26 protein-coding genes and 1 pseudogene are annotated in these 25,138 nt (G+C 65.4%); 19 read left to right on the top strand and 8 right to left on the bottom strand.

Annotation, left to right across the window (positions count from 1 at the left end; all coding sequences use genetic code 11):
• Window positions 1–14: 14 nt before the first annotated feature.
• From ligA to JNK99_RS14485, 5 genes are all read left to right on the top strand, one after another.
• The gene (gene ligA, locus JNK99_RS14505) at window positions 15–2,036 is read left to right on the top strand and encodes an NAD-dependent DNA ligase LigA (protein ID WP_291854280.1); all 2,022 of its coding nucleotides are present in this window, start codon (window positions 15–17) and stop codon (window positions 2,034–2,036) included.
• Window positions 2,037–2,121: 85 nt separating this feature from the next.
• Entirely contained in the window at window positions 2,122–2,670 is a 549-nt protein-coding gene (locus tag JNK99_RS14500; RefSeq protein WP_291854278.1) for a hypoxanthine-guanine phosphoribosyltransferase, read from the top strand.
• A gap of 1 nt (window position 2,671) precedes the next feature.
• On the top strand, window positions 2,672–3,415 hold the full coding sequence (locus JNK99_RS14495) for an S-methyl-5'-thioinosine phosphorylase (RefSeq protein ID WP_291854276.1): 744 nt from the start codon (window positions 2,672–2,674) through the stop codon (window positions 3,413–3,415).
• Window positions 3,408–3,941, top strand: coding sequence for a peptide deformylase (def, locus tag JNK99_RS14490; protein WP_291854274.1), 534 nt, complete (start codon window positions 3,408–3,410; stop codon window positions 3,939–3,941). Before JNK99_RS14495 ends, def begins: the two co-directional genes overlap by 8 nt.
• A 100-nt stretch (window positions 3,942–4,041) precedes the next feature.
• Complete coding sequence (locus tag JNK99_RS14485; protein WP_291854272.1) at window positions 4,042–4,539, top strand: low molecular weight protein-tyrosine-phosphatase; 498 nt, start codon at window positions 4,042–4,044, stop codon at window positions 4,537–4,539.
• A gap of 42 nt (window positions 4,540–4,581) precedes the next feature.
• Here JNK99_RS14485 and bamE read toward each other — a convergent pair whose 3' ends face one another.
• Window positions 4,582–5,070, bottom strand: coding sequence for an outer membrane protein assembly factor BamE (bamE, locus tag JNK99_RS14480; RefSeq protein WP_291854270.1), 489 nt, complete (start codon window positions 5,068–5,070; stop codon window positions 4,582–4,584).
• 137 nt (window positions 5,071–5,207) lie between these two features.
• On the bottom strand, window positions 5,208–5,843 hold the full coding sequence (locus tag JNK99_RS14475) for an NUDIX domain-containing protein (protein ID WP_291854269.1): 636 nt from the start codon (window positions 5,841–5,843) through the stop codon (window positions 5,208–5,210).
• A gap of 187 nt (window positions 5,844–6,030) precedes the next feature.
• Here JNK99_RS14475 and JNK99_RS14470 point away from each other — a divergent pair, with 187 nt between their 5' ends.
• The 4 genes from JNK99_RS14470 to JNK99_RS14455 all read left to right on the top strand — a co-directional run bounded on the left by JNK99_RS14470 (window position 6,031) and on the right by JNK99_RS14455 (window position 10,133).
• On the top strand, window positions 6,031–6,861 hold the full coding sequence (locus JNK99_RS14470) for a YihY/virulence factor BrkB family protein (protein WP_291854268.1): 831 nt from the start codon (window positions 6,031–6,033) through the stop codon (window positions 6,859–6,861).
• Between the two features lie 231 nt (window positions 6,862–7,092).
• Complete coding sequence (locus tag JNK99_RS14465; protein ID WP_291854267.1) at window positions 7,093–8,526, top strand: pyridoxal-dependent decarboxylase; 1,434 nt, start codon at window positions 7,093–7,095, stop codon at window positions 8,524–8,526.
• A 64-nt stretch (window positions 8,527–8,590) separates the two neighbouring features.
• Window positions 8,591–9,211 (top strand): class I SAM-dependent methyltransferase, encoded by a 621-nt coding sequence (locus JNK99_RS14460; protein WP_291854266.1) that lies wholly within the window; start codon window positions 8,591–8,593, stop codon window positions 9,209–9,211.
• Window positions 9,212–9,233: 22 nt separating this feature from the next.
• Entirely contained in the window at window positions 9,234–10,133 is a 900-nt protein-coding gene (locus JNK99_RS14455; RefSeq protein ID WP_291854265.1) for an alpha/beta hydrolase, read from the top strand.
• 28 nt (window positions 10,134–10,161) lie between these two features.
• Here the strand turns inward: JNK99_RS14455 and JNK99_RS14450 are convergent, their stop codons facing one another.
• Both JNK99_RS14450 and JNK99_RS14445 read right to left on the bottom strand, forming a co-directional pair.
• Complete coding sequence (locus JNK99_RS14450; RefSeq protein WP_291854264.1) at window positions 10,162–11,256, bottom strand: hypothetical protein; 1,095 nt, start codon at window positions 11,254–11,256, stop codon at window positions 10,162–10,164.
• Window positions 11,257–11,591: 335 nt separating this feature from the next.
• Window positions 11,592–12,770, bottom strand: a complete 1,179-nt coding sequence (locus tag JNK99_RS14445; protein ID WP_291854263.1) for a hypothetical protein — start codon at window positions 12,768–12,770, stop codon at window positions 11,592–11,594.
• 339 nt (window positions 12,771–13,109) lie between these two features.
• Between JNK99_RS14445 and JNK99_RS17705 the strand changes: the two genes are divergently transcribed.
• Window positions 13,110–13,418 (top strand): IS3 family transposase, encoded by a 309-nt coding sequence (locus tag JNK99_RS17705; protein ID WP_366518766.1) that lies wholly within the window; start codon window positions 13,110–13,112, stop codon window positions 13,416–13,418.
• Between the two features lie 49 nt (window positions 13,419–13,467).
• Here the strand turns inward: JNK99_RS17705 and JNK99_RS14435 are convergent, their stop codons facing one another.
• The gene (locus JNK99_RS14435; RefSeq protein WP_291854261.1) at window positions 13,468–14,808 is read right to left on the bottom strand and encodes a citrate transporter; all 1,341 of its coding nucleotides are present in this window, start codon (window positions 14,806–14,808) and stop codon (window positions 13,468–13,470) included.
• A 166-nt stretch (window positions 14,809–14,974) separates the two neighbouring features.
• Between JNK99_RS14435 and JNK99_RS14430 the strand changes: the two genes are divergently transcribed.
• Both JNK99_RS14430 and JNK99_RS14425 read left to right on the top strand, forming a co-directional pair.
• Window positions 14,975–15,400, top strand: coding sequence for a universal stress protein (locus tag JNK99_RS14430; RefSeq protein WP_291854260.1), 426 nt, complete (start codon window positions 14,975–14,977; stop codon window positions 15,398–15,400).
• A gap of 342 nt (window positions 15,401–15,742) precedes the next feature.
• Window positions 15,743–16,312, top strand: a complete 570-nt coding sequence (locus tag JNK99_RS14425; protein WP_291854259.1) for a lipid-binding SYLF domain-containing protein — start codon at window positions 15,743–15,745, stop codon at window positions 16,310–16,312.
• Window positions 16,313–16,375: 63 nt separating this feature from the next.
• On the opposite strand, the gene JNK99_RS14420 is transcribed toward JNK99_RS14425, so the two are convergent.
• Window positions 16,376–16,672, bottom strand: coding sequence for a hypothetical protein (locus JNK99_RS14420; RefSeq protein WP_291854258.1), 297 nt, complete (start codon window positions 16,670–16,672; stop codon window positions 16,376–16,378).
• A gap of 212 nt (window positions 16,673–16,884) precedes the next feature.
• On the opposite strand from JNK99_RS14420, the gene queD reads away from it, so the two are divergent.
• The 6 genes from queD (at window position 16,885) to JNK99_RS14390 (ending at window position 22,209) form a co-directional block, all read left to right on the top strand.
• Window positions 16,885–17,328, top strand: coding sequence for a 6-carboxytetrahydropterin synthase QueD (gene queD / locus JNK99_RS14415; protein ID WP_291854257.1), 444 nt, complete (start codon window positions 16,885–16,887; stop codon window positions 17,326–17,328).
• A 96-nt stretch (window positions 17,329–17,424) separates the two neighbouring features.
• Entirely contained in the window at window positions 17,425–18,189 is a 765-nt protein-coding gene (gene pxpB / locus JNK99_RS14410) for a 5-oxoprolinase subunit PxpB (RefSeq protein ID WP_291854256.1), read from the top strand.
• Window positions 18,189–19,259 (top strand): biotin-dependent carboxyltransferase family protein, encoded by a 1,071-nt coding sequence (locus JNK99_RS14405; protein WP_291854255.1) that lies wholly within the window; start codon window positions 18,189–18,191, stop codon window positions 19,257–19,259. The genes pxpB and JNK99_RS14405 overlap by 1 nt, the downstream gene beginning before the upstream one ends.
• A complete protein-coding gene (locus tag JNK99_RS14400; protein WP_291854254.1) occupies window positions 19,259–20,068 on the top strand; it encodes a 5-oxoprolinase subunit PxpA in 810 nt (269 codons plus the stop codon). The genes JNK99_RS14405 and JNK99_RS14400 overlap by 1 nt, the downstream gene beginning before the upstream one ends.
• A 111-nt stretch (window positions 20,069–20,179) precedes the next feature.
• Window positions 20,180–21,292: a cell division protein ZapE gene (gene zapE, locus JNK99_RS14395; protein ID WP_291854253.1), complete on the top strand. Its 1,113-nt coding sequence runs from the start codon at window positions 20,180–20,182 to the stop codon at window positions 21,290–21,292.
• Between the two features lie 53 nt (window positions 21,293–21,345).
• Window positions 21,346–22,209: a secretin N-terminal domain-containing protein gene (locus tag JNK99_RS14390; protein ID WP_291854326.1), complete on the top strand. Its 864-nt coding sequence runs from the start codon at window positions 21,346–21,348 to the stop codon at window positions 22,207–22,209.
• A gap of 22 nt (window positions 22,210–22,231) precedes the next feature.
• Here the strand turns inward: JNK99_RS14390 and JNK99_RS14385 are convergent, their stop codons facing one another.
• Both JNK99_RS14385 and JNK99_RS14380 read right to left on the bottom strand, forming a co-directional pair.
• A complete protein-coding gene (locus JNK99_RS14385) occupies window positions 22,232–23,134 on the bottom strand; it encodes a GGDEF domain-containing protein (RefSeq protein WP_291854252.1) in 903 nt (300 codons plus the stop codon).
• A gap of 105 nt (window positions 23,135–23,239) precedes the next feature.
• The gene (locus tag JNK99_RS14380) at window positions 23,240–24,523 is read right to left on the bottom strand and encodes an aminotransferase class I/II-fold pyridoxal phosphate-dependent enzyme (protein WP_291854251.1); all 1,284 of its coding nucleotides are present in this window, start codon (window positions 24,521–24,523) and stop codon (window positions 23,240–23,242) included.
• A 260-nt stretch (window positions 24,524–24,783) separates the two neighbouring features.
• Between JNK99_RS14380 and JNK99_RS14375 the strand changes: the two are divergent.
• Window positions 24,784–25,138: pseudogene (locus JNK99_RS14375) on the top strand (hypothetical protein); the annotation flags it as partial.

Here is a 25,138-nt window from a genome sequence, read left to right as displayed (position 1 = left end):
CGGCGGAGCCGGGAATGAACGCCAGCGAGCGGGCTTGCATCCTGCGCGCCGAGATCGACGAGCACAACTACCGTTATTACGTGCTCGACGCGCCGCTGATCAGCGATGCCGAGTACGATCGCCTGTTCCGCGAGTTGCAGGCGCTCGAAGCCGACCACCCCGAACTGGTGCGCAGCGACTCGCCGACACAGCGGGTCGGCGCGGCGCCGCTCACCGGGTTCGCGGCGGTGCTTCATGTGACGCCGATGCTGTCGCTCAACAACGCCTTTGCCGATGACGAGGTAATGGCGTTCGACCGCCGCGTGCGCGAGGGGCTGGCGGTCGATGACGAGGTCTCCTACGTGGCCGAACCCAAGTTCGATGGGCTGGCGGTCAGCCTGTCCTACGAGCAGGGCAGCCTGACGCGTGGCGCGACGCGCGGCGACGGCAGCCGCGGCGAGGACGTGACCGCCAACCTGCGCACCTTGCACAGCATCCCGCTGCACCTGCGGGGCAGTGGCTGGCCGGAGCTGCTCGAGGTGCGCGGCGAGGTGCTGATGTGGCACAGCGACTTTGTACGGATGAATGCCCGCCAGCGGGAAAAGGGCGACAAGGAGTTCGTCAATCCACGCAATGCCGCGGCCGGCAGCCTCCGCCAGCTCGACCCGCGCATCACCGCGGCGCGGCCGCTGCGTTTCTTCGCCTACGGTATCGCTGTGGCCGCTGGCGCGGCCTTGCCGGCGACCCACTCGGCATTGCTCGAACGTCTCGCCGAATGGGGTTTCCCGGTGGCGCCGGAACGTCGCCGGGTCAGTGGTCCTGCCGGTCTGCTCGCCTATTATGCCGACATGGGCGCACGGCGCGTGGCGCTGCCCTATGACATCGACGGTGTCGTTTACAAGGTCGACGATCTGGCGGCGCAGGAGCGCCTCGGCTTCGTCTCGCGTGCGCCGCGCTTCGCTCTGGCGCACAAGTTCCCGGCCGAGGAGGCGATCACCACGCTGCTCGACATCTCGATCCAGGTCGGCCGGACCGGTGCGCTGACGCCGGTGGCACGCTTGATGCCGGTTTTCGTCGGTGGCGTCACGGTGACCAATGCGACGCTGCACAATGAGGACGAGATCCGCCGCAAGGATGTGCGCATCGGTGACACGGTCGTCGTGCGCCGGGCTGGCGACGTGATTCCGGAGCTTGCCCGTGTCCTGCCCGAACGACGCCCGGCGTCCGCCACGGCCTTCGTCATGCCGACCACTTGCCCGGTGTGCGGTTCACTGGCGGTGCGCAACGATGACGAGGCGGTGGCGCGCTGCACTGGCGGTCTGTATTGCCCGGCGCAGCGCAAGCAGGCGCTGCTGCATTTCGCCTCGCGGCGGGCGATGGACATCGAGGGTCTGGGCGACAGGCTGGTCGAACAACTGATCGAAGCCGCCATCGTGCGCACGCCGGCCGATCTCTACCGGCTCGGCCTGCTGGCTTTGGCCAATCTGGCACGGATGGCCGAGAAGTCGGCCAGCAATCTGCTGGCGGCGATCGAGCAGAGCAAGCAGACGACACTGGCCCGCTTCATCTACGCGCTCGGCATGCGCAACGTCGGCGAGGCGACGGCGCGCGATCTGGCACGTCATTTCGGCAGTCTGGACCGCCTGCTCGCCGCCGACCAGGGGCAACTGCTGCAGGTGCCGGATGTCGGCCCGGTCGTCGCACAATGCATCCGCCAGTTCTGCAGCGAGCCGCACAATCTCGAGGTCATCGCGCAGTTGCGTGCGGCCGGCGTCAACTGGACTGCAGGCGAGGCGACTGCTCCGGTGGCCGGGAGCGTGGCCGGCAAGCTCTTCGTGTTGACCGGCACACTGCCGTCGCTCGGCCGCGATGCCGCCAGGCAGATGATCGAGGCGGCCGGTGGCAAGGTCAGCGCCTCGGTATCGAAGAAAACCGATTTCGTGGTAGCCGGTGCCGAGGCCGGCAGCAAGCTCGAAAAGGCGCAATCGCTGGGTGTACCGGTGATCGACGAAGGGCAGATGCTCGCCTTGCTCACACCCGGGCGGTCGGTGCCATGATCCGGTCGGCCGCGTTCGACCCTCGCTCGCCCGGCGCCGGTGGCGCGAGCCGCAGCGCGTTGTCGGCAGATCGCCGGGAGACGAGATGAGCGATCCCCGCCAGGCGATGACCATTCTCGCAGCGGCCGACATGATCCATTCGGCCGATGCGGTGGCTGCTGCGGTGAGCAGCGTGGCGCGCCGGATCAGCGCCAAGCTGCGCGACAGCAATCCCCTGCTGCTCTGCGTGATGAATGGCGGTGTGCCCTTTGCCGGTCAGTTGATGACGCAACTGACCTTCCCGCTCGACTTCGACTACGTCGACGCGACCCGCTACGGTCAACAGACGGTGGGCGGCGAGCTGCTCTGGCGCAGGGAGCCGTCGACCCCGGTCAACGGACGAACGGTGCTGCTGGTCGACGACATCCTGGATGAAGGAATCACGCTTGCCGCCATTTGCCAACGGCTGCTCGAACGCGGTGCCGACGCCTGCTACACGGCGGTGGTGGCCGACAAGCTGATCGGCAGGAAGAAGCCGATCACGGCGGATTTCGTCGCACTGACCGTGCCCGACCGTTTTCTCTTCGGCTACGGCATGGACGTGCGCGGCGCCTGGCGCAATCTGCCGGCGATCTACGCCATGCGGGAGGAGTGAGATGCTGGCGATCATCGGCGGCAGCGGTCTGAGCCAGTTTTCGGCGCTCGAAGTGTCGCATCGTCGGCGGGCCCGGACGCCCTGGGGCGAACCGTCGGCGGCGCTGACCTTCGGCCACGTTGCCGGCCGGCCGGCGGTGTTTCTCGCACGCCATGGCGACGCACACAGCATCCCGCCGCACCAGGTCAATTATCGGGCGAACATCTGGGCCCTGTGCGAATGCGAACCGGTTGGCATCGTCTCGGTGGCGGCCGTCGGGAGTATCCATCCGGACCTCCGGCCGGGCGATCTGGTGCTGCCGCATCAGATCATCGACTATACTTGGGGACGCCCGTCGACCTATCACGAAGGACCGGACAGTGTGGTCACCCACGTCGATTTCACCGAGCCCTACGATCCGCTCCTGCGCCGGCAACTGGCCGAAGCGGCGACGGCAATCGGTGCCCTGGTCCGCGTGGACGCGGTCTATGCCGCAACACAGGGACCGCGTCTGGAAACGGCGGCCGAGATCAACCGCCTCGAGCGCGATGGTGCCGATGTGGTGGGCATGACCGGCATGCCGGAAGCGATTCTGGCCCGCGAGCTGGGGCTTCCCTATGCGGCGATCAACGTGGTCGCCAACTACGCCGCAGGACGCGGCGACAGCCGCCAGGGCGTCAGCCTCGAGGCCATCCACGACGTGCTCGATCGGGCGATGGAACGGGTGCGGGCGATCATCCGGACGATGCTGGCGAGCGATGATTAGAGCAGTCCTGCGCATGGGGGATCCCCGCCTGTGGCGGCAGGCGAAAGCGGTCGAGCACTTCGATCGGCCCGAGCTGCACGCCCTGATTGCCGACCTGGAAGAGACCATGCACCATCTCGACGGCGCCGGGCTGGCCGCGCCGCAGATCGGTGTCGACCTGCGGCTGGTGATTTTCGGCGTCGAGCGCAACCCGCGCTATCCGGATGCCGAGCCGGTGCCGCGCACGGTGCTGATCAACCCGGTGCTGACGCCCCTGTCGACCGAGATCGAGGAGGGTTGGGAAGGCTGTCTCTCGGTGCCCGGTTTGCGGGGCCGGGTGCCGCGCTGGAGCCGGCTGCACTACGCCGGTGTCGATGCCTTTGGCCGGCCGCTCGAGCGCACCGTCAGCGGTTTCCACGCGCGCGTCGTGCAGCATGAATGCGATCACCTCGACGGTATCCTCTATCCGATGCGGATCAGGGACTTCAGCCGCTTCGGTTTCGTCGAGGAGCTGTTTCCCGATGGCGACGCGGGTGTGGTCGACTAGGGTGCGGCCGGCGGGTGGCGGCCGGACCGGTCGGACAGGGAGGCTCGTTGCGCGGGCCGTGGCCCGCCCGGACAAGCAACCTTGATCAGGAAAGACAGTAGTGGGCAGCCGATATCGAATCCTTTTTGTCTGCATGGGCAACATCTGCCGTTCGCCGATTGCCGAGGCCGTCACCCGGACCATGGCGCAGCGGCAGGGTCTGGGTCTGGGGCCGGCGCTGGAGTTCGACTCGGCCGGCACGCACGGCCATTACCACGCCGGCGAGGCGCCCGATGCACGGGCCAGGCGGGTGGCCGCCCGGCGTGGCTACGACCTGTCGCGCTTGCGTGCGCGTTCGGTGATCGGGGCAGACTTCGACCGCTTCGACCGCATCCTGGCGATGGACGAGTCCAACCTGGCGTCGTTGCGCCGCCAGTGTCCGGCCGAGAGCCGGTCGAATCTCGGCCTGTTTCTCGACTACGCCAGAGGTCTCGGCATCTCCGAGATCCCCGATCCCTACTATGGCGCCGAATCCGGTTTCGAACGGGTGGTCGATCTCTGTGAACTGGCGGCGGGCGGCCTGCTGGCCGAACTGGCGCGCGGGCCAGTCACCGGGTAGGAGGGCGCGACCGCGGCCGCGGCCGAGGCGCCGGCCGCCGCGTCAACCACCCGAAACGAAGTTGGTGCTGGTCCTGGTGACCGTCCCGCTGTCATTGAAATGCACATTGAAGTACCACACCATCCCCGGGTCGACCCTGGTTTTCCAGTCCCAGACGGTTTCCTGCTGCAGCGGGTAGCGGACTTCGTGTGCCGGCTGGCCGAGCAGGTAGCGCACCGCGTCGGTGGTCATCCCGGGCTTGACCTTCTTGAAATTCTCCTCGGTCAGCACCTGGCGCACTTCGCGCAGGATGTCGTCAGGGCCGATGACCAGCAGGTAGTTGACCATGCCTTCCGGCGTGCGCGGATACTCCCAGACGCGCGAGCCGTCGTCATGGCGCCACTCGAGCTTCGGGTTGCCCATGACCTGTCGCACTTCGTCGAGGGTGCTGCTGCCGGGACGCAGCTTGTTCAGCCGGTCGGCGTCGCAGGACGAGACGGCAATGGCCATCAGGCCGGTGAGAAGAGCACCGGCGGCGAGTTTTGCGAACATCTTTTCACGCTCCGCTGACTGTGGCTGGAATCGGTGAGGCCAGTGGAAGAGTATAGACGAAGCGCAGACAGGGAGTCCGCTGAGCGTGGGCACGTCCGGATGATCGGTCGGATGCGGTCGGCCACCTCCTGGCGCGATCAGACGAGCGGGGTCCTGATGCCGACATGGTCAGCGGCCAGCCACTGCCTGCGGATCTCGTCCCGGTGGCCGGCGAACCAGAAGAGGGCGATCAGAGGCCAGGAGGAGTCGGTTCGCCCCTGCTCGGCGAGAGCGAGTGCCTGTGCGGCGGCGAGGCGGACGACGCGGATGTCCTCGCCTTCTTCGGCCAGTCCGTGCAGGCCACCGGCCCTGGAACTGTCAACCCGCCCGAGGAAGAGGTGCGTGCGCTGCGCGGTCTTCGCCGGGCTGGTGTAGAAACGGCTGATCGGCAGCAACTCGCCCACCGTACAGCCCGCCTCCTCGAGTGCCTCGCGCCGCGCCACCTGCTCGGGGGTTTCGCCGGGCTCGATCAGACCGGCGACGATCTCCAGCAGCCAGGGGCCACGCGGGTCGTCGCGTGCGCCGATGCGGAACTGTTCGATCATCACCACCTCGTCGCGTCGCGGGTCGTAGAGCAGCACCGCCGCGACATCGCCCTTTTCGATCACCTCGCGCACGATCGGCGGGCTCATCCCGCCGGCGAACAGGCGGTGGCGCAGGCGCAGCCGTTCCAGTCGATAGAAACCCTGGTAGCAGACTTCGCGCTCGATGATCTCCAGGTCCTTTTCCCTCATGCCGTTCTCCTCGACGATCTGGTTCGAGTGTAGCGCAGGCGGCGGGCTGTTCATTGCCCTACCACGGCGCTCCAGGGTCGGGCATACTGCCGGTCACGCCAGCGGCTTTGCGGGATCATGCCGGTCAACGACAGTGTATTCACCTTTCAGCATACGCCTCCTCAGCCCGTCGTCCCGGCAGGTGCTCATGCACCCGGCGGCGTTTGCCCGGCAGACGCTGCGCAGCTTCAGCCACAATCAGGGTCTGCTGCTGGCCGCTGCGATCGCGTATTACGCCTTGCTGTCGGTGGTGCCGCTGCTCATCCTTTCGGTGATCGCGCTGTCGCACCTGGTCGATCAGGCGGAATTGCTCGCCACGCTCGGACGTTACCTTGAATGGGTGGTGCCCAGCCAGTCGTCCATCTTTCTCGAAGAAGTTGCCAAGTTCATGCAGCAGCGTGCGGCGATCGGTGCGGTCCTCCTGGTCACCATGCTGTTCTTCAGCTCGCTCGCCTTCTCGGTGCTGGAAAAAGCGATGGCGGTCATCTTTGCGCACCGGGTGGTGCTCGAAAAACGACACTTCCTGATCTCCGCCGTGCTGCCCTACTGTTTCGTCGTCCTGCTCGGGGTCGCTCTGCTTGCCGTGACCATCGCCTCGATTGCACTCGAGGCGATGGCCCGGGAAAACCTCAATCTCCTCGGTCGGGAGTGGTCGCTGCGCGGCCTTGCCGGTGACCTGCTCTATCTCGTTGGGCTGAGCGCCGAGGTCGGCATCCTCACCGCGATCTACCTCATCCTGCCGGTGGGGCGGGTGCCTCTGCGCCACGCCCTGTTCGGTGGCTGTACGGCGACGCTCATCTGGGAAGTGATCCGCCAGATCCTGGTCTGGTTTTTCACCACGCTGTCGAAGGCGAGCCTCGTTTACGGGCCGTTGGCGACGGCTGTGGTGGCGATGTTCAGCATGGAGATTGCCGCCACGCTGCTCCTGCTCGGCGCGCAGGTGATCGCGGAGTACGAAGGCCTGGGCCAGGACCGATGAGGACGGGCAGGCGGAACGTGTGCGCGCGGGTCGGGTCATTACCTGCACAGAACTGCCAGCTTGGGGGCGAAGTCTTGCCGGCGCTCCCTGGCCATCGACTATGATGATCCTGCCGTCGCGGGATGTCGAATTGACTCGGGTTTCCAGCCGCGGCGATACTGTCGGCGGCCTTGACCGCCGGCGATTCCGTTGTGCCGGCCTGCTGTCATCACTTCCCGGAGAATCTGAAACATGAACGCAGGAAACGACCCGACCGCCGGCGCGGCGATGGCCACGGCGCTGACCAGGGCGCACGCGCTGGCCGATGCTTTTCTGGCTTCCTTGCCGGAGCGTCCGGTCAGTCACGTTTCCTCGCCGGAAGCGATGCGGGCGGCTCTCGACGAAACCTTGCCGGAGAGCGGCACAGACCCGGCCGACGTGGTCGATGAATGGTTTGCCCGGGCCGAGCGCGGCATCACCGCCTCGCCCGGTCCCCGCTTCTTTGGTTTCGTCACCGGTGGTGTCACCCCGGCCGCCCTGGCTGGCGACTGGCTCGCCTCGGCGATCGACCAGAACGCCGGGCTGTGGGCGAGCAGCCCGGCGGCAGCACAGACCGAGCTGGTCGTTCTGCGCTGGCTCAAGGAACTCTTCGGCTTGCCGGCCGAATGGACCGGCGCATTGACCAGTGGCGCGACGATGGCCAACCTGGTCGGCTTGGCCGCGGCGCGACAGTGGGCCGGACGGCAACTCGGTTTCGACGCCGCCGCCGATGGTCTGGCGGGTCATCCACCGATCGCTGTCGTGGCGAGCAGCGAGATCCATCTCAGCGCCGTCAAGTGCCTGGGCACGCTCGGTTTCGGCCGCAATCAGGTGCGTCGGGTAGGCGCCCCCGGCGGCTCGGTCGACCTCGACGCACTGGCCGGCCTGCTGCGCGAGATCGACGGGCCGGTGATCCTCGTCGGCAACGCGGCCGAGGTGAACAGCGGACACTTCGATGACCTCGCTGCCCTCGCCGATCTGCGTGATACCCACCCCGGTGGTGCCTGGCTGCATGTTGATGGCGCCTTCGGCCTGTTCGCCGCCGCGTCTCCGCGCCTGGCACACCTCTGCCGCGGCGTCGAACGAGCCGACTCGCTTGCTTCGGATGCCCACAAGTGGCTGAACGTCCCCTACGACAGCGGCTTCGCCTTCGTGCGCGATGCCGCCCTGTTGCGCGAGACCTTTGCTGCCGGCGGTGCCTACGTCCTGGGCAGCGCTGGCTGTTGGGATCCCTTCACGCATGTGCCGGAGATGTCGCGCCGTTTTCGCGGGCTTGCCGCCTGGTGTGCGCTCAAGGCGTTCGGCCGCGCCGGCTATCGCGTGATGATCGAGCGCTGTGTGGACAACGCCGCCGCCTTCGCGCGCTGGGTGGCGGGGGCGCCCGGCGTCGAGCTGATGAATCCGGTGCCGCTCAACATCGTCTGTTTTCGCATTGTCCGGGCGGGGCTGGACAATGTGTCGGTCGATGAACTCAACCGCGCAGCGGTGCGCGCCATCCAGCAGGATGGCCGTGCCTTCGTCACCGGCACGGTATGGAACGGTCGTGCCGCGATCCGCGCCGCCTTCGACAACTGGCGGACGACTGCCGACGACGTGGCCCTGCTGCAGGACGCCGTCGCCGAGGTCGCCGGTTCGCTTCGGGCGTGACGGGGCAGGGCACCGTACCGACCAGCGCGAACGGCCATCAATCTATCAAACGGAGCTCATGACCATGAACTCGAGCCATCAGTTCGACGAAATCGCCCCGACCTGGGACTCCGATCCCGTCAAGGTGGCCCGCGCCCTTGCGGTCGCCGAGGGAATCCGCAATCGAGTGCCGCTGACCCGACAGATGCATGCCCTGGAATATGGCTGCGGAACGGGTCTGCTCGGCTTCGCCCTGCAAGCCTGTCTCGGTCGGATCACCCTGGCGGACAGTTCGCCCGGTATGCTGGCCACCCTCGACGAAAAGATCGCGGCCGCGCGCAGCAGCAACCTGCACTCGATGAAGCTCGACCTGACCAGTGATCCCTTGCCGGCCGAGCGCTACGACCTGATCTGCTCCCTGATGACCTTTCATCATATCGACGACACCGGCGGCCTGCTGCGGGACCTGTTCGCCCTGCTGGGTTCGCCGGGCTACCTGTGCGTCGCGGATCTGGACACCGAGGACGGCTCGTTTCACGGGCCGGGCTTCGCCGGGCACAACGGTTTCGATCGCGGATTGCTTGAACACGCGGCGCAGGCAGTCGGGTTTCACAGCATCGAGTTCGCGACCGTTTTCCACATGTCGAAGCCCGACAGCACCGGCCAGACCGAGTTTCCCGTTTTCCTGATGGTGGCCGCGAAATGAGCTGGCCAACTGCCCGCGGCGCATGAGTCTCTCCGGGCAGAGGCTCGCCCCATTCCGCTGCGAAAAGATTCGTATCAACGGGCTCGTCTGCAATGTCCGCCACTGGGGGCGGGATGGCGCGCCGCTCCTGTTGATGCTGCACGGCTGGATGGATTCGTCGGCCAGTTTCCAGTTCACCGTCGATGCGCTCGGTCACGCGTGGCATGCGGTGGCGCCGGACTGGCGCGGTTATGGGCAAAGCGAGTGGCTGAACCGGCGCTACTGGTTTGCCGACTACTATGCCGATCTCGACGCGCTGCTCGACCGTTACAGCCCCGGAACGCCGGCACGCATCGTCGGGCACAGCATGGGTGGTGCGGTGGCCAGCATTTACGGCGGGGCGCGGCCCGAACGGGTTGCCGGTCTGCTGATGGTCGATTTTCTCGGTCTGCTGCCGAACGAGCCGCACGAGGCGCCCGGGCGTATCCGCGAATGGCTGGACCACGCACGTGCGACACCGAAACTGCGCACCTACGCCAGCCGCGAGCAGCTCGCAGCGCGCCTGATGCAGTTCAATCGACGCCTTCTTCCGGAGCGTGCCACCTTTCTGGCGACGCACTGTTCGATCGAACGGCCCGACGGCCAGTTGGTGGTCGCCTGCGACCCCTGGCACAAGCTTCCTTCGCCGCTGCTCTATCGGGTCGAGGAAGTGATGGCCTGCTGGCGCGCGATGACTGCGCCGGTCCTGCTGGTGATCGCCGACGAAGGCTACGTGTGGCAGCGCTTCGCAAAGCATCCCGATGAACTGGAACGACGCATGGCCTCCTTCACCAATGGCCGCATCGTCCGGATCAGCGACTGTGGGCACAACGTGCAGCATGATCGACCGGAGAAGCTGGCCGAGTTGATCGACTCGTTTTTCGCTTACCCGCCGGCGGCATGAACGAGAACAGGTGTCAGGCCGGCCGATATCAGGGCAGGCCAACCTCCACCAACCGGAATGCTTGCTCGCGTTCGGCGATGTAGGAGATCGTGTCTTGATTCGGAAACCGGGGGGCGCTCACGCCGATCAGGAGCCCCGTATCCCTGATGACGTCAAATGCGTCCGCTCCCTTTCTCGCACTCACGATCAAAGGACGACCTGCGAGAACTGCCATGAAGGCGAGGCGGGAGGACGATCGATTGACGGTGATGCTTCCCGGCACAATCGCGTCAAACGAACCGATTGCCTTCCCGGCCATGAAAACGCTCCATTTCGCGTTGCTGCGCGCAGCATAAAGGACACTGACGCCGTCCGGCGAGACGAGCGGAGTCCCGGGCAGCACAGCTTCATAAGGCCCGACTCTTTGCCCCCCCACGACAACGTACCACTCATTCCCAAGCCGTCCGGCATAGGCAACACTGTTGACGCTGGCGCCAACGACGAGGCTCGCATTGCCGAGCGCATCGAAATCCTGTTGCGGCGCTCCGTCGACGAAAACGCGCCATTGATGTGCGGACCGGGCGGCGAACACCACGTGCTCGCCGTTCTTGCTGAAGACCAGGGAATCGGCACCGATCGCATCGTATTGGCCCAGCACCTTGCCATCCACCACCATCAGCCAGCGGGTTCCGAGCCTTGCCGCATAGGCCAGCTTGCCCCCGGCGCTGTACACCGGCGCACCCCGCAGAATTGCGGCATACCGGCCCAGGGAGCCTTGCTCGGTGGCAATGGTCCACAATCCATCCTGGCTGGCAGCGAATGCATAACCCTCACCGTCTGGTTTGAGGGTCAGACTGCGCGAAGCGATCGCGTCAAAACGTGGCGGAACCTCTTCGCCATCAAGAACCAGAACCTGCTGCCGACCGACTGACGCCGCGTAGGCGACCCGTCGGCTGTCCGCAGTGAACAGAATCCGGCCGTCGATGATGGAATCGTACCCTTGCTGTTGGCGGCCATCGACCACCGCATGGACCTTTTTGCCCTCGGTGACGACGAACGCCAAGCGTTTGCTGTCGGGTGAATAGCCGAGGCTGTTCTGCAGGATGCCGGCAAAGTCGCCCGTTTCTTTCCCGTCGCTGATCACACGCCATCTGGCGTCGCGGCGTGCGGCAAAGGCGACATGCCGCGAGTCCTGACTGAACACCGGCGGTCCGGGCGTAATCGCTTCGTACGGGCCGAACCGCTGTTGATCGAGATGGATCAGCCAGCCGCCTGCAGTTTTCTGGACGAAGGCGACACGTGAGCCGTCCGGACTGGTTGCGACCGCCTCATGGACGACTTGTCCGACCGCTTCGGTGTTCCCGGCTTTGCCACGCGATCCCGGTGGTGCCGACTCGACAGCAAGCGTGGTGAGGCTGAACAATCCCGGGATCGCGCCAAGCCCGCAGAGCAATCGCCGGCGCGTCAAGCCATGGTTTTTCAGAGGCAAGCGCGCTCCGGCTGCCCGTCGAGAGCCGGTCGGCGCAGCCTGCTGCGTACCCCGAGCACAAGCGAGAGCGCGGCAGCGACCAGCCACCAGATCTTCGGTTCCGGCACCGGTGATTCGGAAACGAACCAGTCCACGCCCGTCCCCGCCCTGAACCCATAAGCATTGGTCAGCCAGCTGCTGCTGGCCGGGTCATAGCCGATCACCTGGGTTTTCAAGCCTCCTGCTTTTCCTTGCTCGGTGTCGTGCGTCACGCACAATGTCGCCTTGCCGTTCGCGTGCTTGATAACGCAGGTCAGTACGGCCATGTGGGTTGCACCGTTTACCTCGATGTCTTCATGGTGCTTCAGTTCAGCCAGTAGTCCATCGATGTCGTTGGCGCGGATCTCCTTGGTCACGACTCCGTATTTTGTGTACTCCGGTCCTTTCTTGCGGATCCCGGTATTGTTTGCACCGCCGGTACCGGGTACCGGTTTGCCATCCTTGACTGTGGGCGGTCGCCAATTCACCACTGTCTTCAACGCGGCTACGGTTTTCTTGTCTTCCGGGATGCTGACGTATTTGCTGCGTTCATCCAGCCACTTGAGACTGTTCGAGAATGCCCCGGGGACGCACTCATCGACGCCGACCTCCTGGTTCACCATGTCGGGGTTGACCGCCAGGTCGACCGGAAGCCATCCCGGGTCACCGAAGGGTTGCAGGAAAGGTACGCCAGGTCCTGGGACGAACGGTGAGCCGTCAATGCCACCGACGGTGATCTTGCGTTCCCTTATGGTGAATGGTGTGTTGTTGGTGGGCTGCGAAGTGATTGGTGAATCGGTCAAAGCGTAGGCGGCGAGCATCGAAGTGATCGGATTGTCCGGCGTATTGCCGAGATCGAAATTGATCGAGAGCGACTGTGAGACGCCTGCGCCCTCGATGCTGGCAAGCGGTGCGTTTTCAATCACCCAGACGCCGTCTCTGGCGAGATTGAAATACTGGATGGTTGATTTTCCTTCAAAGGTAACCAGAGCCTCTCCCCAGTCCGAGAACGGTTGCGATTGGGCACCTTGCTCGAAAGTCGCCTGATGGAGATCCAGTCCGATGATGCTGCCATAAGCGGCTGCCGGCGGGAACAGGAATGTAGCGCTTGCTGCGGCGATGAAAAGGTATGAATGTGGTCGGTGGATCATGAGTGGCTCCTCCTTCGTAAAAGTGGAACGTCAACGATGCCGCTTGCGTGTCGAGCCGCTCCCGACTTGGTCACCGCTTTCTGGTGGTCAATTCCCGGCTCCTGCCTTTCCGAGTGCGCGATTGGTATTCGGAGAAGATCAAGCAAGAGGCATGCTAAATAACGAAATGTTCATTTATTCAGTGGCTTGATATTTCTCACCCGAGTGCGGATCAGACGAGGTGTAAAGAATGTCGACAGTCCATGCGATGGCTCCGTTCTGGCCGATGTCCGGCGCCAGGTTCACCGGGGCAGCCCGTACGCGAGCCACACCTTGCAGGACCAGCTCCGGGACTACGGCATGACCGGCTCGATGAGCCGCAAGGGCCACTGCCGGGAAAACAGGCGAAGCGCCGTTTCGCGAGCCGTCAGGCGAGAGGGCGAAGCCCGGCACAACGCGCCGACCGAACGCCGGTTCAACCGCTTCAAGAACGAGCGGATGCAGGGCGTTTCCTTCGCCAGCCATGCCGACATGAGGGCCGTGAGTTTCAAGTACACCGAGGTCTTCTCCAACCGGAAACGGCAGCATTCGACCCTCGGCCATCGCTCGCCAGTTCAATTCCTGGCGCATTGGATCGGCCGGCAGCATCAAGAAAAACTGGTCGCATGAATCCCAACCCTTTGGAAGACGAGAAACCGGGGAAAGCTCACGCCACTGACTAAGGCGTCGGCGAGTGACTTGCCTCCGACGGCTGGATCGGTGACCCTTTCAGGGCCGCTGCTGGTTGCCAGCCGAGCATCAGGAGCAGCGCGAAGAAGCCGGCGAGGTAGCCAAGCGGGATATGCCAGCCATGAAGCAGCCACTTGCGCGCCGACCTGCACTCGGGGAAAAGATTGGCCAGGGCAACTCCGGCTGAGGACCCAAACCACAGCATCGAGCCGCCGAAACCCACGGCGAAGGCGAGCATGCCCCAGTCGTAGCCTCCCTGCTTCAGGGCCATCGCGGTGAGCGGGATGTTGTCGAACACGGCTGAAACGAAGCCAAGGCTCAACGCCGTCTGCCAGGAGGCGGCAGGCAGCTCCTCGACCGGCATCATCGACGCGCAGCTAACCAGTGCGAGCAGGAAAAGCGAACCCTTGAGGGCATCGGGGAGCAGGCTCCATTCCAGCCTGCGTAGTGGTGCCGCCAAGAGCAGCGCGACCCACACCGACGCGCCGAGGAGGGGAAACTCGTCAGCGGCCTCGGGGAACTCGAGGTTGACGATGATGTTGGTGCCGATCGCGGTCGCCAGCACATGGCAGACGATGCCGACGCGAACCCAGTCGAGGCGTTGCGCACCCTGCAGTTGGCGTACGATTGGCTGGTGGCCATGCTGCTGCAGAGCCGCCGGGATGCCGAATACCACCAGCGCCACCAGCGAAGACAGAATGGCACGGCTGAGGTCGACCGGGCTGACGCCGGCGATCCACATCATGGTTGTCGTGGTGTCGCCCACCACGCTCCATGCGCCACCGGCGTTGGCGGCAGCGACGATGGCCGCCAGATAGCCGACATGCAGCCGGCGCTTGAACACGCTCGCCGCCACGGTACCGCCGATCAGTGCCCCAACAATGTTGTCCAGGAAGCTCGACAGGGCCCAGATGATGGCGAGCAAGCCAAACGGTCCCAGCCAGCCTTCCGGCAGCAGTCGTGGCAGGGATTCCGGCACACCGCTCTCCTCGAAGTGGCGTGCCAGCAGCGCGAAACCGACCAGGAGGCAGAGCAGGTTGACCAGCAGCACCCACTCGTCGGCCATGTGATGGGCAAAGCCGGCGACGCCCGCGCCAGTCCTGAAGCCGGTCACGGCAATCTTGTACCAGGCAAGCATCACCAGGCCGGTGAGTGCCACCCTGAGGACATGGTGATGAAACAGGGCGACGCCCAGCAGCGTCGCTGCAAAAAGAAGGAATTCCACAGGTACGGCGAAGGCTTGCGGCGAGCCGGAGGCCTGCGCAGCCGGGGCCAGGCACCAGGTGGTCAGCGCCAGGAACTTCGCCCTATTCGTGAGCCGATGAACCATCGTGCGGGTTGCGCTCCTGCAGGGACGGAACGAACGATTGTGGTAAGGTTGTTGCCTGTGCGGCGGACAGTCAAGCATTTTCAGGACGGTGTGACGCCGCCGGCTACGCGAGGCATTGTGGTGGCGCCTTGCTCCTGCCAGTCACTTCTTGCCGGAGAGATTCGCCATGCGTAAAGCCCTGGTCGCCGTCGATGGCTCAGCCGCTGCCCATCGTGCCGTGCGGCACGTCGCTGCCTTGGCCGGTGGCTGCCCGTCGCTCGAGGCCGTCCTGCTCAATGTTCAGCCGGAAATCGATGACTGGAGCGTACGCAGTGTCCTCAAGAAGGAAGAGGTCGAGGCCATGGAAGGGTGCCGGGGTGGCGACATCCTGCAGCAGTATCGACAGGCGTTCCGGGCAGCCGGTGTTCGCTTCACGCCGTTGGTGGAGATTGGCGCCGCCGCCGAGACCATCGTCCGGGTCGCCAGGGAACAGGGATGCGATGGAATCGTGATGGGTACGCGCGGGCTGGGTACGTTATCTGGCTTGCTGCTCGGGTCGGTCAGCAGCCGGGTGCTCGCACTCTCTGTGCTGCCGGTCACGCTGGTCAAGTGAGTTCGCGGCGGTGCAATGCCATGGCCAAAGCCGGACAGAAGGTCGAAGTCAGGGGCTGCCAATGCCCCGCCTTCCACCGGCGGAACCGTGACCTCGAGCTCTGGGAGTTCGGCGAGGCGCTTGGCCCGAGCAGAAGCTTCGCCTGTCCGCCGCAGAAGCCGGGCGAGAAGGAGCCCTTGGTCTGGGTCGCCACCGTACGCGTCAGTGGTCTTGACAGGGCGCTGTCCGGGAGGTCGCCGGCGACGCGCCTGCCGACCGCAGGAGGAGCGCTTTGGATTATCATGGCAAAACGCTCGCAGCGGGCGGCCACTTCTTGATGAACATTCCTGACAGGGTGACTCCATGAAAACACAAGTCCTTGCACAAATCTCGCACAAATCCCGGTTGTTTCTGTTTGCGCTGGTCGCCGGTCTGGTCGCTGCCGCCCAGTCCATCGCAGCGGATCGGGTAGCGCTCGAACAGGAGGCGAGCCGAGCCTATCAGCAATTGGTGACCAGAACTTCCGGGGCGAGGTCCTTGTCCAGGGATGCGCTGGCTGTACTCGTTTTTCCGAAGATCACCAAAGCCGGTTTCGTGGTTGGCGGGCAGTACGGAGAGGGCGTGCTGTTCGTCGAAGGTGGCCCGGTGGGTTACTATAGCACCGCGGGTGCCTCGTGGGGACTGCAGGCTGGTGCCCAACAGTTTGGTTATGCGATGTTCTTCATGAACCACAAATCGCTTGCCGCCCTGTCCGCCAACGAGGGATTCGAGGTTGGGGTTGGTCCCTCGGTCGTGGTGGTGGACCAGGGCATGGGCAGGTCGCTGACCACGATGAATGCGAAGGAAGACATCTACGCCTTCATCTTCAGCCAGAAGGGCCTGATGGCGGGCATCGGCCTGCAGGGCAACAAGATTACACGGCTGAACGACTGATCAGGCGGGTACTGCGGGGCAGCCCGCGCTTGCCGGCAGGATGTTCTGACGGGCGCACGGTCTTCAGGCGGCATTGTCGCGGCATGACCAGGCGTTATTCCCCAATGACGCCGGAGCCGGCGTGCTCGGCCGCTGCCTGGCGTAATGCTCGATTGGCGGGAAGCGCGCCGCGTAGCGCGTGATCCACTCCAGTGCCGCCGTTTCGCTGTCCAGCCGGCGCCCTTCACGACGCAACACGGCGGTGCGATAGCGCTCGATCAGTCTGAGCTGGGCTACCATGCGGGCGGCAAAAGGGTCGTTGAGTTCCATGTTCGGGAGGCGCTTGCCGGGATTGCTGCAAACTATCCAAGCAAGTGCCATGCCGAGGTTTTCGATCTTATAAAAATCAACGAGTTGGCATCGAATCTCGGCTGTCGGGCGGTGGCGATGTAAGTGCTGTCGACATCAAGCAGCAGTCCGTCGTTGCCGAGGTTCGACTCGATCGGGCGGCGCAGCCGGGGGTCCGGAGGAGCCAGGACGGCGGTGCTAGACGGCGGTGCTATAATCGTCGCTCCCTTTTCCGGGTCCTTCCGATGTTCATCACCCGTCGCCTCGAGTTCGACGCAGGCCACCGCATCCCCGATCACAGGAGCCAATGCCGCCACCTGCATGGGCACCGCTATGCACTCGAGATCACACTTGCCGGAGACATCATCCGGCAGGACGGCGACCCGGCCAACGGCATGGTGATGGATTTCTCGGAGGTCAAGGCGCTGGCCCTGGAGCATGTGGTCGATGTCTGGGATCACGCCTTCCTGGTCTATGCGGGCGACACGCCCGTGGTGCGTTTTCTCGCCTCTCTGCCGGAACACAAGACGGTGCTGCTCGATTGCGTGCCGACCGCCGAGAACCTCGCCCGCAAGGCGTTCACGATGCTCGACGCGGTGTATCGCGATACTTACGGCAACCACCTGCGGCTCACCCGTCTGCGCCTCTACGAAACGCCCAATTGCTGGGCCGAGGCGATGCGCGAGTAGGCGCCGGGCGGTGTCCAGGATGCTCCGCAAGGGCCCGGCCGGCTGGTGCACTGCCGCCAGCATGGCGTGCTGCGCTGCACAGACAGACGAACAGACATGAACTATCGCATCCTCGATGTCGGCGATACGGCGCTGACCATCGAGTTCGGCGAGCACATCGATCGCTCCCTCCTGGCTGCCGTGGCGGCTGCCGATCAGGCTCTGGCGCGGGCGATGGCCGGTGGGCAACTGCCGGCCATCGTCGAGACCGTGCCGACCTTCCGCTCGCTGACCGTCATCTATGATCCGCTGCTCTGCACGCGTGCGGAAATCGAGCCGGTACTCCACGCCGTGCTCGGCACGTCCGCAGCCGTGCCGGCGCGACGCGGGCGCCGCTGGGAGCTGCCGGTCTGCTACGGTGACCAGATCGCTACCTGTGGGCCCGATCTCGACGAACTCGCGCAGGCTTGTGGTTTGATGCCGGGCGAGGTGGTCCGCCTGCATACCGGTGTCATCTACGACGTGTACATGCTTGGTTTCCTGCCCGGCTTTCCGTTCATGGGTGAACTGCCACAGGTACTGGCGCGTCCGCGGCGCAGCGAGCCCCGGTTGCGCGTGCCGGCCGGTAGCGTGGCGACGGCGGGCAGGCTGACCGCGATCTATCCGTGGGAGAGTCCGGGAGGTTGGCACCTGATCGGCGCCTGCCCGGTGCCGCTGTTTTCGCCGGCCTGGCCACAGGCATCCCTGCTGCTGCCCGGCGACCAGGTCGGCCTGCGCGCCGTCGATGCCGCCGAGTACGAGGTGCTGCTCGGACAAATGGCGGCGCTCAGCGCTGCCGCGCAGCCGCCGCTCGCCTTTCTCTGCCCGGGCGAGGAGTGGTGATGTCTGTGTTGCTGGAGATCGTCAGTCCGGGGGGCATGGCGTCGATCCAGGATCTTGGCCGGTCCGGGCTGCGCCGGGTCGGTGTGCCGCGTGCCGGCGCGTTGGAGCCGGGCTGGCTACGGCTGACCAATGCCCTGCTCGGCAATGCCCAGGATGCACCGGTGATCGAATTTCTGGCCGGTGGCCTGGCGGTGCGCGCACTGGATCTGCCGGTGCAGGTGGCGCTGGGCGGACATTTTTCAGCCGAGCTGAGCACGGTGGCCGGCAAACGCCGGCTCGACTCCTGGCGCAGCGTGACGCTGGCACCCGGCGAGATCCTGCGCTGCGGTACGCTGTCGGCCGCCCGCGTTGGCTACCTCGGACTGGCCGGATGCTGCGTGCGGCGACAGCTCGGCAGTGCGTCGACCTATGCACGTGCCGGGCTGGGGGGGCTCGACGGGCGCTGGCTGGTGGCCAGGGACCGTCTGCCGGGGGCGACCGGCAGTGCCGGCGAAAGAGTGTTGCGGACGCCGCCGCGTCTGGATCAGGCGGCAATCCGCGTCGTGCTCGGACCGCAGGACGACTACTTCGAGCAGCAGGCGATCGCCGCCTTGCTCAGTGCGCCCTACCGGGTGTCGGCGGCGGCCGATCGCATGGGCATGCGCCTCGATGGGCCACTGCTCAGGCATCGCTCCGCAAAGGGGGGAGAGATCGTTTCCGATGCGACGATCCCGGGGTCGATCCAGGTGCCGGGGCAGGGACAAGCGATCGTGTTGCTGGCCGACGGTCAGACGGCCGGTGGCTATCCGAAGATCGCCACGGTGATCTCGGCCGATCTACCGCGGCTGGCAGTGATGGCGCCGGGCCAGACGCTGCGCTTTGTCGGCGTTTCGGTGGCTGCCGCCGAGCGCGCGGCGCGGGTGCGGGAAGCCGAACTGCAGGCGCTGATCGCCGCCATCGGGCCGCTCGCGGAGAGCGGCGAACTGGATCTGCAGGCCATCTACGCTGTCAACCTGATCAGCGGTGTGGTCGATGCCGGGGGCGACGAGGTGGCTGCGCCGTCCAACACCAACGCGGCAGGAGCCGACTGATGATCAAGCATATCAACCTCAATGCCGATCTCGGCGAGAGCTTCGGTGCCTGGCGGATGGGCAATGACGCTGAACTGCTGCGCATCGTCGGTACGGCCAACATCGCCTGCGGCTTCCATGCCGGTGATCCGCTGGTGATGCGGCAGACGGTGCGCCAGGCTCTGGCGGCCGGGGTCAGCCTCGGAGCGCATCCGTCGTTTCCCGACCTGCAGGGTTTCGGACGACGCGTGATGCAGCTTCCGGCGAGTGAACTGGAGGCGCTGCTGATCTACCAGATCGGTGCTCTGGCCGGTATTGCGCAGGCCGAGGGCGGGCGCCTGACACACGTCAAGCCACATGGGGCGCTGAGCAACATGGCGTGCGAGGATGCGGTGCTGGCGCGCAGCGTGGTGGCGGCGATCCGCAGCTATGACCGTTCACTGATCCTGCTCGCGCCGGCCCTGTCGCAACTGGCGCTGGCCGGTGTCGCCGGCGGTCTGCCCGTGGCTGCGGAAATCTTCGCCGACCGTGCGTATACCGACACCGGCCATCTCGTGCCGCGTGGCCAGCCGGGCGCGCTGCTGCATACCGCCGGGGAATGTGTGGCGCACGTGTGGCGCATGCTGGAGGCTGGTGCCATCGTCAGCACCGGCGGCAAGCAGATCAGGACCGAGTTTCACAGCATTTGCGTGCATGGCGACGGAGAACAGGCGGTGGCCACTGCCGGGGCGATTCGCTCCGTGCTGCTGGCGGCGGGAATCCGCCTCCTGCCGCTCACCGAGGTGGTCTCGCCAATGGCCGATCCTGCCCATGGCGCGACGATGGTTTAGAATGGCCGCAGCGCCGCGGCGAGCAGCGCCTGGCTCGGCAGCGCTCCTGCGCCGGCTGCCTGGCCGTCGAACAACCGTGAGGAATGCCCTCAGAGCACCGGAAAGACGCTGATGCCCCACAGAGTTCTCAAGGTCCCCGAGCGGGGAATGATCGAAGCCTACGAGGGCCTGCTCGCGCTGCGCGGTTTCCGGGCGGACGTGGCACAGCGCTCTGCGGCCGATCGCCTGCAGCGCCTGTACTATGATCTGCTGTCGTTCAAGGTCGGGCGGCGCAGTGCTCTGCGGCGCATCTTCGCGGCGCCGGCAGTGCCACGCGGCGTCTATTTCTGGGGCGGCGTCGGACGCGGCAAGAGCTTCCTGATGGACTGCTTTTTCGACGCCGTGCCTTATCGGCGGAAGCGGCGAATCCACTTCCATGCCTTCATGCACGGCGTACATCGCCAGTTGAACGAACTCAAGGGCGAAAGCGATCCGCTGCTCAAGGTCGCCGAGCGTATCGCGACCGAGGTCCGGCTGCTCTGCTTCGACGAATTTCACGTTTCCGACATCGCCGATGCGATGATCCTCGGCCGCCTGCTCGAAGCCCTGTTTGCGCGTGGCGTGGTATTCGTGATGACCTCGAATTATCCGCCGGACCGACTCTATCCGAACGGCCTGCAGCGCGAGAACTTCCTGCCGACGATTGCCCTGATCAAGTCGCGCCTGGACGTGCTGGAGATCGATGCCGGTATCGACTATCGGTTGCGTACGCTCGAACAGGTCGAGATCTTCCATTTTCCGGCGGATGCCGCGGCCGAGCTCAAGATGGCCGAATACTTCGCCGCCATGGCTGGCGGCGAGGGCGTCGTGGACGGCGGCATCGAAATCCTCGGGCGGCAGATCCCGACGCGACGGCGCGGCAACGGCGTTATCTGGTTCGACTTCCGGTCGTTGTGTGGCGGGCCTCGTTCGCAGAATGACTACCTCGAACTGGCGCGCGGCCATCATACGGTGCTGCTCTCCGGCATCCCGAAGATGTCGGCCAGCATGGCTTCCGAGGCACGGCGTTTCACCTGGCTGGTCGACATTTTCTATGACCACAAGGTGAAGCTGATTGCCACCGCCGATTGCGCTCCGGATGGCCTGTACACGCAGGGTACCCAGGCGAGCGAGTTCTTTCGTACGGCCAGCCGCCTGACCGAGATGCGTTCGCGCGACTATCTCGGCCTGCCCCACCTCTCGTGAGTGCCCGCCGGGGTGCGGCAGTGATATGGGCTGCGGCCAGGCGCCCGCAGGTGATGCTGCTGGTCCGGCGTTACCTGCCGGTGCTGTGGTTTGCCCTGCTGCCGGTGCAGGCGAATGGGCAGCAGGAGATGGAGATCATTCCCCTGCGCCATCGCACGCTCGATCAGGTGCTGCCGGCGCTGCAGCCGCTGCTCGAACCGGGCGGCGCCCTGTCCGGGATGAACGATCAGGTGATCGTGCGCGCCTCGCGGCGCAACCGTGAACAGATCAGGCAGACCCTGGCGGCGATCGATACACCGGCACGCCGCCTGCTGATCCGGGTCAGCCAGAACCGTCAGGCCGAGACCCGGCAGCAGGGTGCCGAGGTGGCGGGCCGCGTGGTGGTCGACCCGTTCGGGCGCCTCGTCCAGCCGCCTGCCGGCATGGTGCCAGGTGGCACGAAGATCGAAATCCGCCGCGGGGCGTCGAGCGTCGGCGCGCAGGGGCAGGACTGGCGTGGCACGCAGGCGGTCGGCAGCACGCAGACGGTACAGGTGGTCGAGGGCGGTCGGGCGCTGATTCAGGTCGGGCAATCGCTGCCGCTACCGCTCCGACAGGTGGCAGTCGGGCCGCGCGGTGCGGTGATGAGCGAGACGGTCGTCTATCGCGACCTCGGGCAGGGCTTCTACGCGGCTCCCAGGCTGGCCGGCGACCGTGTCACGCTGGAGATCAGTCCGCAGTTCGACTCGCCCGGGAGCTACGGCAGCATCGATACGCAACGCCTTTCCACCACCGTTTCGGGCCGGCTCGGCGAGTGGATCGAGTTGGGGGGCAGCAGTCAACAGACCGACCTCGCCGGCGGTGGCAGCCTGCACGCCGGTAGCAGCCAGCGCAGTGATCGGCGCAACGTCTGGTTGCTGGTCGAGGAGTTGCCCTGAGTCAGTCGCTGCCGGGGCTGGACTAGAAGATATCCATGTTGACGCAGAGCCGGTTGCAGCCGGCTTCGCGCGCCGCGGCGAGCAGCGAGGCGACGCGTGCGATCAGCGCCGGCGAGTCCTCGTCGGTGTATTCGCTGACGCCGCCGCTGATCGTCAACGAGGGGTGGGTGGCGGTCGGGTTGCTCGCTTCGATCGTTTCGCGCAGTCGTTCGAGACCGATCATCGCTTCGTTCACCCGCACGTTGGGCAGGATCAGCAGGAACTGGTCGGCGGCGAAACGGCCGATCATGTCGAACTCCCGCAGACTCCTGCAAAGCAGCTTGCCCACCCGTATCAGAACGGCCTCGGCGCCCTCCGACTGGCTCAACTCGTCGAAATGGTCGAGGGCGATCAGGGCGACGGCGAATGGGGTCCCATAGCGGCGCGCGCGGCGACTTTCGTCGTCGAGCAGGAGCTGGATGTAGCGCTGGTTGAAGACTTCGGTCAACGGGTCGTGGGTGGGCAGTTGCCTGGTCTCACTGGCGACACGGCCATACTGCCGCAGGTCGGCGAGGATCAGCAGCACCCGGTGCAACCGGTCGTCGTCGGCAAACACCGGAAAGGCGCTCGCCTTGCACCAGGTGAGTGCCCCGGACGGTTGATCAAGGATGCCCAGCGCACGTTGATGAACCGCCTGCCGGGTGTGCAGGACCTGAATCTCGAGGCGTTCGTCATCGGTCAGGGGTCGGCCGTTCTCGTCCTGCCAGAGCGTCGGAGTGTTGCCCAGCAGTTCACCGGCGCGCGCATTGTGCTGCTGCAGTGAGCCATCGGCGGCGAAGGCGAGCAGCGCAATGCCCAGGCTGTCGAGCAGCGTAGCATAACGCCCGATTTCGGCGTCATCGGCACGCAGATCGACCAGCGGCAGGCGGTGCGGGCTAGCGGACATCGGCGGACAGGCCAGGCAAGGGGCATCCATCGTATCGCAAAACGGCGCCCTGCGTACGGTGAAGCGGCTGCTATATCAAGGCGCTAGCGTCGTTGCTGTGGCTCCTCAGACGGTTGCCAGGGCCTGTTCGAGATCGGCGATCAGATCGTCGATGTGTTCGATGCCGACCGACAGGCGAATCATCTCTTCGGAAACCCCTGCCTTGGCCAGTTCGAGTGGCCCGAGCTGCCGGTGGGTGGTCGATGCCGGGTGGCAGGCGAGAGACTTGGCGTCGCCGATGTTGACCAGGCGGGTGAACAACTGCAGCGCATCCTGGAAGCGGGCACCCGCCGCGGAGCCAGTGCAGTCGGTACCCTTGACGCCGAAGGTCAGGATGCCGGACGCCTTGCCTGCCATGTACTTGCGTACCAGGGGATGGTCCGGATGATCGCTCAACCCGGCATAGTTGACCCATGCCACCCTGGTGTGGCCCTGCAGGTAGGCGGCGACCTTCTCGGCGTTGGCGCAGATGCGGTCCATGCGCAGGGGGAGCGTCTCGAGGCCTTGCAGGATCAGGAAGCTGTTGAGCGGCGAGATTGCCGCGCCCATGTTGCGCAGCGGCACGACGCGGGCCCGACCGATGAAGGCGGCCGGCCCCAGTGCCTCGGTGTAGACCACGCCGTGATAGGACACGTCCGGTTCGTTGAGGCGCCTGTATTTGAGCTTATGCTCGGCCCAGGGAAAGCGTCCGCTGTCAACGATCATGCCGCCGATCGAATTGCCGTGACCGCCGATGTACTTGGTCAGCGAGTGGACGACGATGTCGGCACCGTGTTCGAAGGGGCGGCACAGGTAAGGGGAGGGGACCGTGTTGTCGACGATCAGCGGTACGCCATGCCGGTGGGCGATCTCGGCGAGCGGTTCGAAGTCGGTGACGTTGCCGAGCGGGTTGCCGACCGATTCACAATAGAGCGCCTTGGTCCTGCCGTTGATCAGTCTTTCGAAACTCGCCGCATCGGCGTGGCTGGCAAAGCGGACTTCGATGCCGTATTGCGGCAAGGTGTGGGCGAAGAGGTTGTAGGTACCGCCATAGAGGGTGGATGCCGAGACGATGTTGTCGCCGGCCTCGGCGATCGTCATGATCGCGTAGGTGATGGCCGCCTGCCCCGAGGCGAGGGCCAGCCCGCCGATACCGCCTTCCATCGCCGCGACACGCTTTTCGAGCACATCCTGGGTCGGGTTCATGATGCGCGTGTAGATGTTGCCGGCCACCTTGAGGTCGAACAGGTCGGCACCGTGTTGCGTGCTGTCGAAGGAATAGGATGTGGTCTGGTAAATCGGCACGGCAACCGCCTTGGTCGTCGGTTCGGGACTGTATCCGGCGTGTACGGCGAGGGTTTCGAGCTTCATTCGGGGTCTCCCAGGGTGGTTGGCGGAGGGTCTTGAGGGATCAATCTTAGCACTTCGCACTGGCAGCGTCGGAGCGCTGCCGGTCGGTCAAGCAGGACGTCGATTGTCCTGTCAGCGGTGTGGCGGTGAAATCACGGATTGACCGTAATGGAGCGGGGGCCATATACTCGCCACCTCGCTATCGGATAGCCTTCACTTCTCTTGCTCGAGGTGCCATGTCCACTCTTTCTTCCTGCACCTGTGCGCCAAGGAAATTGGCTTTGCTGCTCACCGCTATATGCGCCTGTGCGACTGGCCCGGCGTCGGCGCAGTCGGCCGGTGCTTCTGACGGATCGGCGGTGACGCCGGCGGTGGCCTCGGTCTGGGAGGCGCCCGAACCCTGGCGGACCGATCGCTTCTACCTGCAGACCAGCCTGTACACGGTGCATTTCCATCCGGACGACGAACACGACAACACGCAGAAGCTGGCCTACCTCGAATGGCGGTTGCCGCAGCGCTGGCTGGGGGGACAGGTGTTGGTCGGAGCGTCGTATTTCGACAACTCCTTCAGCCAGTCGTCGGAGTTCGTTTTCGGCGGTCTGCTGTGGCGACCGTTCGACTCGGTCCAGGAGGCTT

Origin of the sequence: Accumulibacter sp. (assembly GCF_016789985.1) — a bacterium.
In the GTDB taxonomy this organism is placed as follows: domain Bacteria; phylum Pseudomonadota; class Gammaproteobacteria; order Burkholderiales; family Rhodocyclaceae; genus Accumulibacter.
This window is presented reverse-complemented; position numbering and strand designations above follow the sequence as displayed.